Raw genomic sequence first — 17,072 nt, 5'->3', positions numbered from 1 at the left:
ATAGATAAATTTGAAAAATCGTTGATATATTGCAAGTTGTGATAGATAAATTTGAAAAATCGTTGATATATTGCAAGTTGTGATAGATATATTCGAAAAACCGTTAATATAATTTCATTTACCGATATCTATATATGGTTCACCGAAAACAAACAGGGATGTCACTCGGTTAAAAAAGTGACATCCCTGTTTTTAATTCTCTGCAGAATAAATAATATCTAAATTCCCATTTTGACCGGTTTTGAAAATTGGGGCAATTTGCTCTTCTTGCTCTTCGACTGAAACAAGTTTTCGAGCACGATCCATAATTCGAACAAGCATCGCGTAATCTTCTTCGATTGCTTGTTGTTTTTTTGTGAGTACTGCTAATTTCGTTTCAAGTTCATGATTCGTTTTTTGCAGAGAGGTGAGTTGAGCGTGTAATACATCATTTTCAGTTTGCAACTTTGCAAGTGAAGGATTGTTATGTTCTAAATTTTGTAAAAATGAAATGACATTTTGCATTGTAAGATCTTGTTTACTTGACGTAATATCTTCTGAAAAATCGGCGTCAATTACGAGTTGTTTCGTTTTCGTGAACCGATCTTTTTCTATATTAGCTTCAGAACGTTTTAATTCTTTACGTTGTTTTTTTGCAAGCTGCACCGCATCTTCGTAATTCGGTCTTACTTCAGCATTCCATCTAAAGCCACAAGCTGCGGAAGTGCGGTTTAAAGCGTCGCCAACTTCATCAAACGCTTTTATTTGTGTACTTCCGCTGCGAATATGTCGCAAAACAGTTTCTGCTAAAAGGAGATCATCTTCTTTTGTCCATGCATCTTGACGTGTTTTCATAAGCGAAGCCTCCATAATGGTGACGTTTTCGTTTATGTTACCCTTTATTTTTCGTTTTATTCGAAGTTTGTAATCTTTCATAAACAGTAGAAAGTGCTTGCTCAAATTTTCCTGTCGTTTTCGGTTTATAATATTGCTTGCTTTTTATTTTATCAGGTAAGTATTGTTGCCTTACCCAGCCGTTTGGATGGTCGTGCGGATATAAATATCCAATGCCTCTTCCAAGTGATTCTGCGCCTTTGTAATGACTATCTTTTAAATGGCTTGGAATGTCACCTGTTTGACCGTTGCGTAAATCGTGTAATGCAGCATCAAGTGCTTTATAAGCTGAATTTGATTTTGGTGATAAGCATAGCTCGATAACGGCATTTGCAAGTGGGATGCGTGCTTCTGGGAATCCAACTCGTTCAGCTGATTCAATTGCAGCTAGTGTACGTGGTCCAGCTTGTGGGCTAGCAAGTCCAATATCTTCATAAGCCATAATAAGAAGGCGTCTGCCAATGCTTTGTAAATCACCTGCTTCAATAAGGCGTGCTAAATAATGGAGTGCTGCATTTACATCACTTCCGCGCACTGATTTTTGAAATGCTGATAATACATCATAATGAGCATCGCCGCCTTTGTCGTGGACGAAGCTCTTCTTTTGTAAGCATTCTTCTGCAATCTCGAGTGTGATTTCAGCCGCTTGATCGTCTGTAGTAAAGCTAGATAATACAGCAAGTTCAAGTGCGTTATAAGCGGAACGCATATCACCACCAGAGGCGTTTGCAAAGTGATGTAGTGCTTCATCTGTTACCGTTACTGCATATTCTCCAAGGCCTTTTTCTTTATCTTCTAAAGCTCTTTTTAACCCAATTAAAATATCTTTTTCTGTTAGTGCGTGTAATTCGAAAATTTGACACCTGCTTCGAATAGCGGAGTTTATTGCATGGAATGGATTACTTGTCGTAGCACCAATTAAAGTAAGAAGTCCGCTTTCTAAGTGAGGTAATAGAAAGTCTTGCTTTGCTTTATCTAGACGGTGAACTTCATCTAAAATTAAAACGAGGTGTCGATGCATCTTCGCTTCTTGTACGACAACTTCCATATCTTTTTTATTGTGAGTAACAGCGTTCAATAGACGAAACGGGGTACCGGTACTTCCTGCAATTGCACTGGCAATGGATGTTTTTCCTGTACCTGGAGGACCGTATAAAATCATAGATTGAAAATGATTGGCTTGGACCATTCGCCATAAAATCTTTCCTTCACCAACTAAATGTTGTTGCCCAATAATTTCTTGAATATTTGTAGGGCGCATTCGATGTGCGAGTGGTTGTTTCATTTGGACCGTCTCCCTTAATATATAATCTCGTTCTATCGTATCATTTTTTTCTACGGAATTTGAAATAGGATGCTGTTTTATGGGAAAAATGAATACGAATATTTTCATTTTTCTTTCAATTGTAATAATTTCCGAGTTTTTCAATGTGATTTTATGTTATCATTTTGATACACAAGTTGAAATTTCTTATAATACTATATTATGCTATAATTTCATAGGATTTTAAATTGTGTTCTTTTATAAATAAGATATAACCAATAGAAGTGAAAATTTGAAAAGAGGTGCAAAATAGATGAAGATTTCAACGAAAGGCCGCTACGGCTTAACAATTATGATCGATCTTGCAAAAAAGTTTGGTGAAGGTCCGATTTCATTAAAATCAATTGCGCAGGCACATGACTTATCGGAACATTACTTAGAGCAATTAATTTCACCACTTCGTAACGCGCGTCTAGTAAAGAGTACACGCGGAGCATATGGCGGATATGTACTATCAGATCAACCGGCTAACATTACAGCTGGGGATGTAATCCGTGTATTAGAGGGGCCGATTAGTGTTGTAGAAATGATAGAAGAAGAAGAACCAGCACAACGCCAGTTATGGATGCGTGTTCGTGATGCGGTACAAGAAGTGTTAGATAGTACAACGTTAGAAGATTTAGTACGTTATGAGGAAGAAAATCACGGGGGCTATATGTTTTACATTTAATTCCTTGTGAAACGATTTGGAAAGAAGGAGATTTAATGGAACGCATTTACTTAGATCATGCTGCGACATCTCCGACTCACCCAGAAGTGGTCGAAAAGATGATTCCATATATGACAGAAATATTCGGGAACCCGTCTAGTATTCACTTTTATGGACGTCAAACGCGCCATGCAGTAGATGAGGCGAGACGAGTGTGTGCACGCAGCATTCATGCGAATCCGAATGAAATTATATTTACGAGCGGTGGTACAGAAGCTGATAATTTAGCGCTTATAGGTGTAGCACGTGCGAACCGTCATAAAGGTAACCACATAATAACGACGCAAATTGAACATCATGCGATTTTGCATACGTGCGAATTGTTAGAGCGTGAAGGGTTTGAAGTGACATATTTACCTGTCGATGAAACAGGGCGCATTCAAGTTTCTGACATACAAAAGGCATTAACAGAAGAGACGATTCTTGTATCTGTTATGTTTGGGAATAATGAAGTAGGGACAATGCAACCAATTGTGGAAATAGGAAAGCTGCTAAAAGATCATCAAGCTTATTTCCATACAGATGCGGTACAAGCTTACGGTTTAGTAGAAATTAATGTGAAAGAGTTTGGAATTGATTTATTATCAATTTCAGCACATAAAATTAATGGGCCAAAAGGTGTAGGGTTCTTATACGCTGGTGCAAATGTGAAATTTGAACCGTTATTAATAGGCGGAGAGCAAGAAAGAAAACGCCGTGCTGGTACGGAAAATGTGCCTAGTATTGCTGGGCTTCAGCATGCAATTCTTATAGCTGAAAAAACTCGTGAGCAAAAAAATGCCCAATATGAAGAGTTTAAAGATATAATGGTATCTGTCTTCAAAAATGAAGGCATTACTTTCGAGGTAAACGGAAACTTAGAACATCGCTTACCGCATGTACTTAATGTAAGTTTTACAGGAATGAACATTGAACCATTTCTTGTGAACTTAGACCTTGCTGGCATTGCAGTATCAAGCGGTTCTGCTTGTACAGCTGGTTCGATTGATCCATCACATGTATTAGTAGCGATGTTTGGAAAAGACTCCGATCAAATACGTTCATCCGTACGCTTTAGTTTTGGACTTGGAAATACGAAAGAGCAAATTGAAAAAGCGGCGTACGAAACAGTGAAAATCGTGAAGCGATTAACACAAAATTAGCATGGGAGGTGACATGATGAACAAACTACCTCACGAAACACGCGTTGTCATCGGAATGTCCGGTGGCGTCGATTCATCTGTAGCAGCACTTTTATTAAAAGAGCAAGGTTATGATGTAATCGGAATTTTTATGAAAAACTGGGATGATACAGATGAGAATGGTGTCTGCACAGCAACAGAAGATTACAATGATGTAATTGAAGTGTGTAACCAAATTGGTATTCCGTATTATGCAGTAAACTTTGAAAAACAATACTGGGATAAAGTATTTACGTACTTCTTAGATGAGTATCGAGCTGGTCGTACACCAAACCCAGATGTAATGTGTAATAAAGAAATTAAATTTAAAGCATTTTTAGAGCATGCAATTGCGCTTGGTGCGGATTATGTGGCAACAGGCCATTATGCACGCGTTGCTTATATGGACGGCGAATATAAAATGCTTCGCGGCGTTGATGACAATAAAGATCAAACATATTTCTTAAATCAATTAAGCCAAGAGCAATTATCAAAAACAATGTTCCCGTTAGGTGAATTAAAGAAACCGCAAATTCGTGAAATGGCGAAAGAAGCTGGCTTAGCGACAGCGGCGAAAAAAGATAGTACAGGTATTTGCTTCATTGGTGAGCGTAACTTTAAAGATTTCTTAAGTAACTACTTACCGGCACAACCAGGTGTAATGCAAACATTATCTGGTGAAGTGAAAGGGAAGCATGACGGTTTAATGTATTATACAATTGGACAACGTCATGGCCTTGGAATTGGTGGTAATGGTGATCCATGGTTTGCTGTTGGGAAAAATCTAAAAGAAAACATTTTATATGTTGATCAAGGATTCCATAACGAACTTCTATATGGTGATGAAGTTATTGCTACGAATGTAGGATGGGTAAGTAACAAAGAAAAAGAAACAGAATTTAAGTGCACGGCGAAATTCCGTTATCGTCAAGAAGACAATAAAGTAACGGTTCAAATCGTTGATGAAAATACAGTTCGTATTCTTTGTGATGAGCCAATTCGTGCAATTACACCAGGACAAGCAGTCGTTTTCTATGATGGAGATGAGTGCTTAGGCGGTGCTACAATTGATGAAGTATACCGTAGTGGTAAGAAATTGGATTATTTAGGATAAACGAGAAGCCTCTGCCGATTAGCGGTTAGAGGTTTCTTTTACATAAAGCGAATTTTCGTTCGCTTGGAAAATACATTCTTTGTTATAATTTGTTGTAGAGGTGAAGGACATGTCAAACAAACTTGAAACAGGTATTCAATATATGCAAGAAGGAAACTGGGAAGAAGCAGCTAAAAATTTTACAGAAGCAATCGAAGAAAATCCGAAAGATGCGCTTGGATACATTAATTTTGCAAATTTATTAGACGTATTAGGTGATAGCGAGCGAGCGATTTTATTTTATAAACGCGCACTAGAGTTAGATGATAAATCTGCAGCTGCCTATTATGGTTTAGGAAATGTATATTATGGCCAAGAGCAATTTACTGAGGCGAAAGCTGTATTTGAACAAGCAATGCAAGCTGGATTACAATCAGCTGATGTAACATTTATGTTAGGTATCACACATGTACAGCTTGGAAATGATCGTCTTGCACTACCATTCTTACAAAGAGCAACAGAATTAGATGAAAACGATGTAGAAGCTGTATTCCAGTGCGGACTTTGCTTCGCGCGATTAGAACATGTTCAAGAGGCGAAACCTTATTTTGAAAAGGTATTAGAAATGGATGAAGAGCATGCAGATGCGTATTACAATTTAGGTGTTGCGTACGTATTTGAGGAAAATAATGAGAAGGCTCTCGCTTTATTTAAGAAAGCAACTGAAATTCAGCCAGATCACTTTTTAGCGGGTAATGGCGTTCGTTTATTAGAGCAAGAAGCTGAATAAGATAAAAATATAGTTTGGGTAGTTATCCCTCATCTAAAAAGGTGGGGGATGTACTGCTCATTAAAGTGAAAATATCGGAAAGGAGAGGAAAGATGGGAAATCAACATGCAATGGATTTGTTTGAGGAAGAGAAAAAGTTTATAAAAGCGCAAGTTCTTCATACCATTTTCCACAACGAAGAAAACCTCTATTCCGTTGTCAGTATGAAAGTCATTGAAACGAATGAAACGTATGACGAAAAGAAAGTAATGATAAACGGTCATTTTCCCCGCATGCATGAAGATGAAGTGTTTACATTGACTGGTCATTTTAAGGACCATCCAAAGTATGGAAAACAATATATGGTTGAAACATTTAAAAAAGAATTGCCGCAAACAAAAGCAGGTATGGTGCAATATTTAGCGAGTGATTTATTTAAAGGGATAGGAAAGCGTACAGCTGAAAAAATTGTGGACCATCTCGGAGAACATGCTATTTCTAAAATTATGGATGACCCTGAGGCATTAAATGGTGTTGTTAATAAACAAAAGGCTCAGGAAATATATGAGACAATTGTTGAACATCAAGGATTAGAGAAAGTAATGAGCTTTTTAAATGGCTACGGTTTTGGAACGAAACTTTCTATTAAGATTTACCAGCAATATAAAGAGATGACATTAGAAGTGATTCGTAATAATCCGTATCAACTTATTGAAGAAGTGGACGGGATTGGTTTTGGAAGAGCGGATGATATAGGGCGTGCGTTAGGGATATCGGGTAATCATGACGACCGTGTACGAGCGGGATGTTTTTACACATTAGAGAATGTCTCATTACAACTTGGTCATGTTTATATGAGGAAAGATCAACTTGTAAGAGAAACGATGTCACTTTTAAACAATCAAGAAGGAAGAGTGACTGAGGAAGATATTATAGGTTGTATTGAAACGATGCAAAGTGAAGGGAAAGTCATCATAGAAGAAGAACGAGTGTATTTAGCGACGTTATTCTACTCTGAAAAAGGTGTTGTAAAGTCTATTCGCAGGCTTATGAATCAAGAAGAAACACCTTCATTTCCAGAAGCGGAAGTGTTAAAAACGTTAGGTGAAATTGAAGAACAACTGAACGTACAATATGCACCGTTTCAGCAAGAAGCAATTCAAACGGCACTTCATAAACCGATGATGTTATTGACAGGTGGACCAGGAACAGGGAAAACAACAGTTATTAAAGGGATTGTTGAAATGTATGCGTCACTTCACGGATTATCGTTAAATCCGAATGAATACAGTGATGATAATCCATTTCCAATACTATTAACAGCTCCAACAGGAAGAGCAGCGAAGCGGATGAGTGAATCGACAGGACTTCCAGCTTGCACAATTCACCGTTTACTTGGTTGGACGCCAGAAGGATCTTTCCAGCGTAATGAAACGGATCCTGTCCAAGGTAAGCTCCTTATTATCGATGAATTTTCAATGGTTGATATTTGGCTTGCAAATCAGCTATTTAAGTCGTTGCCGACGAATATTCAAGTTATCGTTGTAGGTGATGAAGATCAGTTGCCATCTGTAGGACCTGGACAAGTATTAAAAGATTTATTAAATGCAGGCGCAGTTCCGACAGTGAAGCTTACTGAAATTTATCGTCAAGCGGAAGGCTCATCAGTCATTCAACTTGCCCATGCGATAAAAAATGGAACTCTACCACCAGATTTAGCGCAAAACAAAAAAGATCGTTCGTTTATCAGCTGTACAGGGGCTCAAATTGTTGAGGTTGTGAAAAAAGTTTGCGAAAATGCTAAAACAAAAGGCTTTAGTGCAAGGGATGTTCAAGTATTAGCACCGATGTACCGCGGGCCTGCTGGTATTAATGTATTAAACGAAGCGCTGCAACAAGTATTTAATCCGAAGAGGGAAAAGAGTAAAGAAATTGCTTACGGTGATGTTGTGTACCGAAGAGGCGATAAAGTACTGCAACTCGTGAATCAGCCGGAGAGCCAAGTGTTTAATGGTGATATTGGGGAAATTGTTTCGGTGTTTTATGCGAAAGAGAACGTTGAGCAACAAGATATGATTATCGTTTCATTTGATGGAATTGAGGTAACGTATACGAAGCCCGATTTAAATCAAATTACGCATGCATATTGTTGTTCCATTCATAAATCACAAGGTAGTGAATTTCCGATTGTTATTATGCCAATCGTGAAAAGTTACAACCGTATGTTACGTCGTAATTTAATTTACACGGGTATTACAAGAAGTAAGAAGTTCCTTATTATTTGCGGGGAGGAAGCAGCTTTCCAATCTGGTGTAAATCGCCTTGATGATGCAATGCGTCAAACAACTTTAGCTAGTCGCTTGCAAGAATCACAAGGAGAAGTACAGATGGTCACAGTTAATGGCGAGGAAATGGACGTGGAAAACATTTCACCGTATGATTTCATGTAACAAGGTGAAATTATATAGTGAAACTTTCAAACGCATAGCGTTGAAAGGCTCCAGTAATGTATAAATGAATGCAGTTTGGACATAATGGCGAATAGAATCTGGGAGACTGTAAGGAGATGAAAGCCATATGTTCATTTGTCCAAATTGCAAAGGGAAAGACATTGGAAAAATAGGTGTCAACCAATTTTATTGCTGGAATTGTTATATCGAATTATCGGTTTCAAAGGGGAAAATCCATACACATCAAGTTGAGGAAGATGGTTCATTAAGCTCTCTTGATGATTTATTTGATGAGAATGAAAGAACGATCGGATAACGAAAAGGAGGATTTACTTTGAATCTACGCAATTCATTAATCGCATTAGGTGTTGGAGCTGCAGCATATCAATATGCTCGTAAACAAGATGTATTTTCAAAACGCAATATGAAAAAAGCACGTAAGATGATTAAGTCTTACTTATAATCATTTCGATAAATTGAAAAACTCCCTTGTAGACAAGGGAGTTTTTTTATGCACCCATATGCAAATAAAAAAGTCCGATCTCTGAGAAAAGATAAGATAGACCGTAGCAGCCAACGCCAAGTATTCCATACTGCCATAATTGCTTCGCTTTTTCTTTACGTGAGGAATGAATAAAGAACCCCTTCCAAATACCGAACCCGATACAAATCCATTCAAGAATCATAAAAAGTGCTGATAATCCAAGCATAAATAAAACCATAATTAGCCCTCCTGATTATATTAATTCATGCTGTATTCTCAGGGGTGGTTGTCCTTGTTATGTTATTTATATGTACGTCTTTAAAAAACAGTATGGTCCGTATGAAAAGATTTTAAAAGTTTCGCACATAACCTACCCCATTTATTTTCAAAATAAAGGTGGAGGAGGTTTTTCATGTGAAGAATCTTAAAATCATTTGGATATATCGTTTAGGATTATTGTTACTTGTTTTTCTTTGTCTGCTCGTCTTTTTAAAAATTAAGCCGCTATGGGCACCGATTATTTTTGTATTTAAAGTAGCAATCACGCCGTTTCTTATCGCGTGTTTTATTGCGTATTTATTGCACCCTTTAATTGAAAAAATTCATAAGGAAGGGATGCCTCGTACACTTGCCATTTTGCTCATTTATATCCTTTTCTTTGGCGGAATTGGTTATGGGATTTATAAAGGAACACCAGTCGTTATTAAACAGTTACAAGAGATTAATGAACAATTTCCCCAGTTTACAAAGATGTACGATTCGTGGATGGATGGCGTTACAGAACAAACAGCGAATTTCCCTTCGTTCATTCATGAAAAGGTGAAACAACTTTTTGTGGGTGTGGAAACGAAGATTCAAGCGCTTTTAAATAAAGTGATGAGTACAGCTCGTGGTGTACTCGATTCATTGCTCATTATTTTCTTAATACCGTTCATTGTATTTTACATATTAAAAGATTATGGTGAGTTTTATCATATCTTTTGGAAACTAGTCCCAAGTAAATGGCGAGGTACGGGGCAAATGCTTGCGAAAGAAATTGATAAGTCACTTGGAAGCTATATTCGAGGACAGTTATTTGTTTGTTTAGTATTAGGGGGAGTATCAGCTCTTTCTTTTTGGTTTATCGGTATGAAATATCCATTATTGCTTGGCATTATTATTGGGGTAACGGATATAATCCCATACTTCGGTCCTATTTTAGGAGCGATCCCGACGTTAATGATTGCAGCAACAGTATCAACGAGTTTACTTATTAAGGCGGGGATCACGATTGCGATTTTGCAATTTGTGGAGAGTAACATTTTATCGCCTTACATCGTTGGTAAGTCACTTCGTATGCATCCCGTTATTATTATGCTTGCCTTACTAGTTGGGGGAGAGGTAGCTGGGATTGTAGGATTGCTAATATCGGTTCCGATTTTAGCAGTTATTCGCACTGTCATTGTTCATGTGAGACCGCTCTTGAAAAAAGAAGATGTGTAAGTATAGAAGCCCTCTATGTAAGAAATAGAGGGCTAATCATATATTTATTTAGAAAGTTGCTCGTGTATTTTTTGAACGAGGGAGCTCACATCATTTGTTTGAATATGTTTTATTTTTTTCCATTCGTTATCATACATAAATATAATTTGATTGTTGAAAAGACGCTTTTGTTCTTTTAGATTAGAAATTTTTGCGAAAGAGTACTCTTCAAATATTGGATTCTTACTTACATCTGGCCCATAAAAGAATAGTCTTTTGTTCGTTAAAATTAGCAATCCTGGCCTTGCGACGGAACGATAAATAAATATGTCTAATGAACATGCTGCGTAAAATAATATCGTTTCGTCAGTCGCTAATATGTTTTTAGCTTTGCTAAGTAAGGTTGTCATTGTGATCGCTCCTTTATTTTATTAACAATAATTTAATTATAGCAAAAAAAGTAATATTTAGAAATTTTTATAAATCATTCTTGTAAGGAGATTCCGATTTGTTAATAAACGCATAATATATGAAAAGGCTGTTAAGAATGAATAGTAGAATACCTATGATTAATAAGCAATTAATACAATATAAATGATTATCTACATTGACAAACTTAAGAGAATTCTATTATATTTAGTCATATAATACATTAAATCAATGACGGAACAAGTACGTTACAGTCCATTTATAGAGAGAAGCTTCCATATGGCTGAAAGAAGCTTTAGATGAAGGGTAACAGAAAGCTAATCCTGAGAGCAGCTAATCACTGCCGTCTTGCCACGTTACGGCACCATGAGGTGATGAATTGATTGTTATTGTAATCAATTCATAATTAGGGTGGTATCGCGAGTTAACTCTCGTCCCTTTTATAGGGACGGGAGTTTTTTATATTTAAGGAGGAAAATACAATGAAACAACTAACAGGCGCACAAATTCGTCAAATGTTTTTAGACTTTTTCCAAGAAAAAGGACATGCAGTAGAACCTAGTGCATCACTAGTTCCACATGAAGATCCATCTCTTTTATGGATTAATAGTGGTGTAGCTACATTAAAAAAATATTTTGATGGACGTGTAATCCCACAAAATCCACGTATTACAAATGCTCAAAAATCAATTCGTACAAACGATATTGAAAACGTAGGGAAAACAGCTCGTCACCATACATTCTTTGAAATGTTAGGAAACTTCTCAATTGGTGATTACTTCAAAGAAGAAGCAATTACATGGGCTTGGGAATTCTTAACGAGCGACAAATGGATCGGATTCGATAAAGAATTACTATCAGTTACAATCCATCCAGAAGATGAAGAAGCATTCACAATTTGGAATGAGAAAATGGGCGTTCCCAAAGAGCGTATTATTCGCTTAGAAGAAAACTTCTGGGATATCGGTGAAGGACCAAGTGGACCGAATACAGAGATTTTCTATGACCGCGGAGAAGCTTACGGTAATGACTTTAGTGACCCAGAATTATATCCAGGCGGAGAAAACGAGCGTTACTTAGAAGTATGGAACCTTGTATTCTCTCAATTTAACCATAATCCAGACGGTTCATATACACCACTTCCTAAGAAAAACATTGATACAGGGATGGGGCTAGAGCGTATGACATCTATCGTTCAAGATGTGCCTACGAACTTTGATACAGACCTATTCATGCCGATGATTGGTGCAACAGAAACAATTTCTGGTGAAAAATATCGTAATGGCGATTTAGAAAAAGATATGGCATTCAAAGTAATTGCTGACCATATCCGTACAGTAACATTCGCTGTTGGTGACGGTGCTCTTCCATCTAACGAAGGCCGTGGTTATGTATTACGTCGTTTATTACGCCGCGCTGTTCGTTATTCGAAGAAATTAAACATCAATCGTCCATTTATGTTTGAATTAGTACCGGTTGTTGGAGAAGTAATGAAAGACTTCTATCCAGAAGTACTTGAAAAGAAAGATTTCATTGCGAAAGTTGTGAAGAACGAAGAAGAGCGTTTCCATGAAACACTTCATGATGGTGAAGCGATTTTAGCTGAAGTAATTGCAAAAGCAAAAGAAGAAAAAACAACTGTTATTTCTGGAGTAGATGCGTTCCGTCTGTATGACACATACGGTTTCCCAATTGAATTAACAGAAGAATATGCAGAAGAAGCTGGCATGACAGTTGATCATGAAGGTTTTGAAAATGAAATGGAAAAACAACGTGAGCGTGCACGTGCTGCTCGTCAAGACGTTGATTCTATGCAAGTTCAAGGTGGTGTCCTTGGAGAAATTAAAGTAGCGAGCGAATTCGTTGGTTACGGTACAGTTGCAACAGAAAGTAACGTTGTTGCACTTGTGAAAAACGGCGAATACACAGACAGCTTACAAGCTGGTGAAGAAGGACAATTAATGCTTGATGTAACACCATTCTATGCTGAGAGCGGTGGACAAATTGCAGACCGTGGTTACCTTCTTGCAGATGGTGTGAAAGTTCTTGTAAAAGACGTACAAAAAGCACCAAACGGCCAAAACTTGCATAAAGTTGTTGTTGAAGAAGGTACATTAACGAAAGATGCGGCTGTAAAAGCTATTATCGATACGAAAAACCGTAGTAGCGTTGTAAAAAATCATACAGCAACTCACTTACTACACCAAGCATTAAAAGACGTACTTGGAACACACGTTAACCAAGCAGGTTCTCTTGTAACTTCTGAACGTCTACGTTTTGACTTCTCTCACTTCGGTCAAGTACAAGCTGACGAATTAGAAAAAATTGAGCGTATGGTAAACGAAAAAATTTGGGAAAGTATTGATGTTGAGATTTCTCAAAAAGCAATCGAAGAAGCGAAAGAAATGGGCGCAATGGCATTATTCGGTGAAAAATACGGAGATGTTGTACGCGTTGTACAAGTTGGCGATTACAGCTTAGAGCTTTGTGGTGGTTGTCACGTTGATAATACAGCTTCTATCGGTATTTTCAAAATCGTTGCTGAGTCTGGTATCGGTGCAGGAACTCGGCGTATTGAAGCAGTAACTGGTAAGTCTGCATACGAATTAATGAACGATCAAGTAGGTTTATTAAAAGAAGCAGCAGGAAAAATGAAAACAAATCCGAAAGATATTTTAACAAGAGTTGATGGTCTATTTGCTGAAGTGAAACAACTGCAAAAAGAAAATGAATCTCTTGCTGCGAAATTAAGCAATATCGAAGCTGGAAACTTAACTGATTCTGTAATGACAGTTGATGGTGTGAATGTATTAGCAGCGAAAGTAAATGTTGCAGATATGAATAACTTACGTACGATGATGGATGATCTGAAAAATAAATTAGAGTCAGCAGTTGTTGTATTAGCGTCTGTTAATGACGATAAAGTAAACATCCTAGCAGGTGTAACGAAAGACTTAATTAGCCAAGGTTACCATGCTGGTAAACTTGTGAAAGAAGTAGCTTCTCGTTGCGGCGGTGGCGGTGGCGGCCGTCCTGATATGGCACAAGCAGGCGGTAAAAACCCAGCTCAAGTCGAAGAAGCTTTAGCATTTGTACAAGAGTACGTTAAATCTGTTTCAAAATAAAGAGATAGTAGTGTACAATGGTAGGGAGAGGAGAAGTTCTTCTCCCTATACTTACTATATAAGTGAGGTGCTTGAAATGGACGGTTTTGATAAAACAATGAAGTTTAGCATTCAAGATGAAAAACAGAGTGTCCATGTAAATGATGTACTTTTAACTGTGTATGATGCACTTCAAGAAAAAGGCTATAATCCGATTAACCAAATCGTCGGTTATTTATTAAGTGGAGACCCAGCATACATACCTCGCCATAAAGATGCACGTAGCATCATTCGCAAGCTTGAACGTGATGAGTTAATTGAAGAGCTTGTGAAGTCTTACTTGAAACATCATCGTGAGGAGTAGTTTATGCGGATATTAGGTTTAGATGTAGGTACAAAAACAGTCGGAGTTGCAATTAGCGACGAAATGGGCTGGACAGCACAAGGATTAGAAACAATTAAGATTAACGAAGAACGAGGTCACTTTGGTTTTGATCGTATTTCTGAGTTAGTAAAGCAGTACAATGTGGACAAAATAGTAGTAGGTTTACCTAAAAATATGAATGGTACAATTGGCCCACGTGGCGAAGCGTGCCAACAATTTGCAGAAAACCTACGAGAGCTGTTACAATTAGACGTTGTAATGTGGGACGAGCGTTTGTCAACAATGGCAGCGGAACGTCTACTCATTTCAGCTGATGTAAGTCGTAAGAAGCGAAAACAAGTAATCGATAAGATGGCTGCAGTCGTAATCTTACAAGGATTTTTAGATAGAAAATAAGAGGTGACCAAAATGGAAGAACGTCAAATTACAATTGTAGACGAAAAAGGTAACGAACATTTATGTGAAATTATTTTCACTTTTGATGCTGACAAATTTGGTAAAAAATCATACGTAATCTTCTCTCCAATCGGTGAAGTAGATGAAGATGGAGACCCAATTTATGATGCAATGGCTTATGAGCAAAATGAAGAAGAGGGCGGAGTTTTACTTCCAATCGAATCAGAAGAAGAGTGGGAAATGGTACAAGAAACGTTTAACACTATTGCTGATGAGCAAGAAGCTGAATAATAAGTACTGAAAAGATGGACGACATACAGTCCATCTTTTTTTGTATTTATATGTAAAATGAAAGATTTTTTGTCGAAACTGTGTAAGTCTTTGTAGTATAATGAGACGGATTGTAGAAAAATAAAGTGTCAATTAAAAAAGATAAGTGAATTTGTTGCGTTTTTACATCGTGCTGTATAGAAAGGTGTACATACGGTCTACAATTAAGTAAGGAGGAAATGTTTTGATAGAGAATCAAGTGAAAAAGAAGCGTAGACGCATCTTTTTATTTTCGATTATTGCACTGCTTTTAGTTTGTGGTTCAGTCTATGCGTATATTTCATCCGCATTAGGACCAGTTGATAGCGGGAATAAAAAAGAGATTGAAGTAGAAATTCCGAAAGGATCATCTACAAGTAAAATTGGAGAAATTTTAGAAGAAAAAGGCGCTGTAAAAAACGGTACAGTTTTTAGTTTTTATACAAAGGCTAAATCGAAAAGTTTACAAGCAGGTACATATTTATTAAATCCTTCAATGAATGCTGAAGATGTGATCGAACAAATGTCAGCTGGCAACGTGCATCGTCCAGCTCTTTATAAAGTGACGATTAAAGAAGGGGCGCAAGTAACTGAAATTGCAGAAACGATTGCGACAGAACTAAAGTGGAATAAAGATGATGTTACGCGTCAATTAAACGATAAAGCATTTATTCAAAAAATGCAGCAAAAGTATCCGAAGTTATTAACGGATAAAATCTTTGATAGTAATATTAAATATCCATTAGAAGGTTATTTATATCCTGCAACGTATTCGTTTTATAAGAAAGATACAACGTTAGAAGAAATTGTAATTCCAATGCTTGAGAAAACAAATGCAATCATTGTTCAAAATGAGGCGAAAATGAAAGCGAAGAATTGGGATGTTCATCAGCTTTTAACATTATCTTCACTTATTGAAGAAGAGGCAACTGGTTTTACAGATCGTCAAAAGATCTCTAGTGTCTTTTATAATCGTTTAGCAAAAGGTATGCCGCTTCAAACGGATCCAACGGTATTATATGCACTTGGAAAGCATAAACAACGTGTATTATACGAAGATTTAAAGGTCAACTCACCGTACAATACGTATGTTGTAAAAGGATTGCCGGTAGGGCCGATCGCAAACTCTGGTAAACATTCAGTAGAAGCTGCGTTAGAACCTGCGCAAACAGATTATTATTATTTCTTAGCTGCACCAAGTGGTGAAGTGTACTATGCGAAAACATTAGAAGAGCATAATGCATTAAAGCAAAAATACATTACGAAAAAACAGTGAAATGGGGAGGGATAGCGAAAAAAGTCGCACATCCCTCTTTTTTGTGGTAAAATATATCGGGTTAAAAACTGGCAGAAGAATCGTTTTTAATATCAAAACGGGACGTACAAGCTAAGGATAAAGCTGGCTTGTATTTTTATTGCATTCTATGTGTGAAAAGACGTCATAGAGGCACTTCTCCATGTAAATAAGGAGGACCATTTATGGAGGATGCAGTTAACGAGTACCTATTATCATTTATTGATCCGAAAGATAAATTAATTCTTGAAATGGAAGAATATGCAACAGAAAATCATGTGCCGATTATGGATCGACTTGGAATGGAATTTATGCTGCAATTTTTACGTTTAATTGGACCGAAAAGCATTTTAGAACTTGGAACAGCAATCGGTTATTCTAGTATTCGTATGATGCAAGCTATTCCAAATTCACGTATTGTGACAGTTGAGCGCAATCGTGAGAGATATGAAAAAGCACTTGAATATATAGAACGTTCCCCAGTAACAGATCGTATTTCAGTTATTTACGGTGATGCGTTAGAGACAGGTGAACAAGTAAAAGAACACGGGACATTTGACGTTATTTTTATTGATGCAGCAAAAGGACAGTATCGTCGCTTTTTTGACTTATATGAACCGTTATTAAATCCTGGTGGAGTAATTATTTCAGATAATGTTATGTACCACGGTCTTGTAACGACAAAAGAGAAAATTGAAAACAGACGTACACGTGGTTTAATCCGTCGTATTAAGACGTACAATGAGTGGCTTATGAATCATGAAGGATATGATACAACGATTTTCCCAATTGGTGATGGAGTAGCTGTTAGTAAAAAGAGAGGGTGACCAAG

Annotated in this window: 18 protein-coding genes and 1 other annotated feature; of the genes, 14 read left to right on the top strand and 4 right to left on the bottom strand. The window is 37.2% G+C overall.

What is annotated here, in order from left to right:
• Positions 1-192 precede the first annotated feature (192 nt).
• Together MR168_RS11860 and MR168_RS11855 are read right to left on the bottom strand one after the other, a co-directional pair.
• Positions 193-834 (bottom strand): RsfA family transcriptional regulator, encoded by a 642-nt coding sequence (locus tag MR168_RS11860; protein WP_242291266.1) that lies wholly within the window; start codon positions 832-834, stop codon positions 193-195.
• A 37-nt stretch (positions 835-871) separates the two neighbouring features.
• A complete protein-coding gene (locus MR168_RS11855) occupies positions 872-2,158 on the bottom strand; it encodes a replication-associated recombination protein A (protein ID WP_086411437.1) in 1,287 nt (428 codons plus the stop codon).
• A gap of 292 nt (positions 2,159-2,450) precedes the next feature.
• Here MR168_RS11855 and cymR point away from each other — a divergent pair, with 292 nt between their 5' ends.
• The 7 genes from cymR (at position 2,451) to MR168_RS11820 (ending at position 8,841) form a co-directional block, all read left to right on the top strand.
• A complete protein-coding gene (gene cymR / locus MR168_RS11850; protein WP_000704116.1) occupies positions 2,451-2,867 on the top strand; it encodes a cysteine metabolism transcriptional regulator CymR in 417 nt (138 codons plus the stop codon).
• 35 nt (positions 2,868-2,902) lie between these two features.
• Complete coding sequence (locus MR168_RS11845) at positions 2,903-4,048, top strand: cysteine desulfurase family protein (protein WP_000439882.1); 1,146 nt, start codon at positions 2,903-2,905, stop codon at positions 4,046-4,048.
• A gap of 16 nt (positions 4,049-4,064) precedes the next feature.
• Positions 4,065-5,180 (top strand): tRNA 2-thiouridine(34) synthase MnmA, encoded by a 1,116-nt coding sequence (mnmA, locus tag MR168_RS11840; RefSeq protein WP_001038010.1) that lies wholly within the window; start codon positions 4,065-4,067, stop codon positions 5,178-5,180.
• Positions 5,181-5,289: 109 nt separating this feature from the next.
• Entirely contained in the window at positions 5,290-5,949 is a 660-nt protein-coding gene (locus tag MR168_RS11835; RefSeq protein ID WP_000066409.1) for a tetratricopeptide repeat protein, read from the top strand.
• A 92-nt stretch (positions 5,950-6,041) separates the two neighbouring features.
• On the top strand, positions 6,042-8,378 hold the full coding sequence (gene recD2 / locus MR168_RS11830) for an SF1B family DNA helicase RecD2 (RefSeq protein ID WP_000528082.1): 2,337 nt from the start codon (positions 6,042-6,044) through the stop codon (positions 8,376-8,378).
• A 127-nt stretch (positions 8,379-8,505) separates the two neighbouring features.
• Positions 8,506-8,694, top strand: coding sequence for a hypothetical protein (locus MR168_RS11825; RefSeq protein ID WP_000469281.1), 189 nt, complete (start codon positions 8,506-8,508; stop codon positions 8,692-8,694).
• Between the two features lie 18 nt (positions 8,695-8,712).
• Positions 8,713-8,841 carry a YrzQ family protein gene (locus MR168_RS11820; RefSeq protein WP_001053553.1) on the top strand — a complete coding sequence of 43 codons (129 nt, stop codon included), beginning with the start codon at positions 8,713-8,715 and terminating at the stop codon, positions 8,839-8,841.
• A 46-nt stretch (positions 8,842-8,887) separates the two neighbouring features.
• On the opposite strand, the gene MR168_RS11815 is transcribed toward MR168_RS11820, so the two are convergent.
• Positions 8,888-9,100 (bottom strand): hypothetical protein, encoded by a 213-nt coding sequence (locus tag MR168_RS11815; protein ID WP_000242535.1) that lies wholly within the window; start codon positions 9,098-9,100, stop codon positions 8,888-8,890.
• A gap of 176 nt (positions 9,101-9,276) precedes the next feature.
• On the opposite strand from MR168_RS11815, the gene MR168_RS11810 reads away from it, so the two are divergent.
• The gene (locus MR168_RS11810) at positions 9,277-10,344 is read left to right on the top strand and encodes an AI-2E family transporter (RefSeq protein WP_000793128.1); all 1,068 of its coding nucleotides are present in this window, start codon (positions 9,277-9,279) and stop codon (positions 10,342-10,344) included.
• A gap of 44 nt (positions 10,345-10,388) precedes the next feature.
• On the opposite strand, the gene MR168_RS11805 is transcribed toward MR168_RS11810, so the two are convergent.
• The gene (locus tag MR168_RS11805; protein ID WP_000209578.1) at positions 10,389-10,733 is read right to left on the bottom strand and encodes a PH domain-containing protein; all 345 of its coding nucleotides are present in this window, start codon (positions 10,731-10,733) and stop codon (positions 10,389-10,391) included.
• A 241-nt stretch (positions 10,734-10,974) separates the two neighbouring features.
• Positions 10,975-11,194, top strand: a binding site (T-box leader).
• Positions 11,195-11,234: 40 nt separating this feature from the next.
• Here MR168_RS11805 and alaS point away from each other — a divergent pair.
• The 6 genes from alaS (at position 11,235) to MR168_RS11775 (ending at position 17,067) form a co-directional block, all read left to right on the top strand.
• Entirely contained in the window at positions 11,235-13,877 is a 2,643-nt protein-coding gene (alaS, locus tag MR168_RS11800) for an alanine--tRNA ligase (protein WP_000811831.1), read from the top strand.
• Positions 13,878-13,953: 76 nt separating this feature from the next.
• Complete coding sequence (locus MR168_RS11795; protein ID WP_000348590.1) at positions 13,954-14,220, top strand: IreB family regulatory phosphoprotein; 267 nt, start codon at positions 13,954-13,956, stop codon at positions 14,218-14,220.
• A gap of 3 nt (positions 14,221-14,223) precedes the next feature.
• A complete protein-coding gene (ruvX, locus tag MR168_RS11790; protein WP_001221192.1) occupies positions 14,224-14,637 on the top strand; it encodes a Holliday junction resolvase RuvX in 414 nt (137 codons plus the stop codon).
• A 12-nt stretch (positions 14,638-14,649) separates the two neighbouring features.
• Positions 14,650-14,928 (top strand): DUF1292 domain-containing protein, encoded by a 279-nt coding sequence (locus tag MR168_RS11785; protein WP_000392730.1) that lies wholly within the window; start codon positions 14,650-14,652, stop codon positions 14,926-14,928.
• Positions 14,929-15,151: 223 nt separating this feature from the next.
• On the top strand, positions 15,152-16,222 hold the full coding sequence (gene mltG, locus MR168_RS11780) for an endolytic transglycosylase MltG (RefSeq protein WP_000572131.1): 1,071 nt from the start codon (positions 15,152-15,154) through the stop codon (positions 16,220-16,222).
• Positions 16,223-16,425: 203 nt separating this feature from the next.
• Positions 16,426-17,067, top strand: a complete 642-nt coding sequence (locus MR168_RS11775; RefSeq protein WP_000389102.1) for an O-methyltransferase — start codon at positions 16,426-16,428, stop codon at positions 17,065-17,067.
• The last annotated feature ends 5 nt before the right edge of the window (positions 17,068-17,072 follow it).

It is taken from the genome of Bacillus cereus group sp. BfR-BA-01356 (genome assembly GCF_022663635.1).
Classification (GTDB): domain Bacteria; phylum Bacillota; class Bacilli; order Bacillales; family Bacillaceae_G; genus Bacillus_A; species Bacillus_A cereus.
This window is presented reverse-complemented; position numbering and strand designations above follow the sequence as displayed.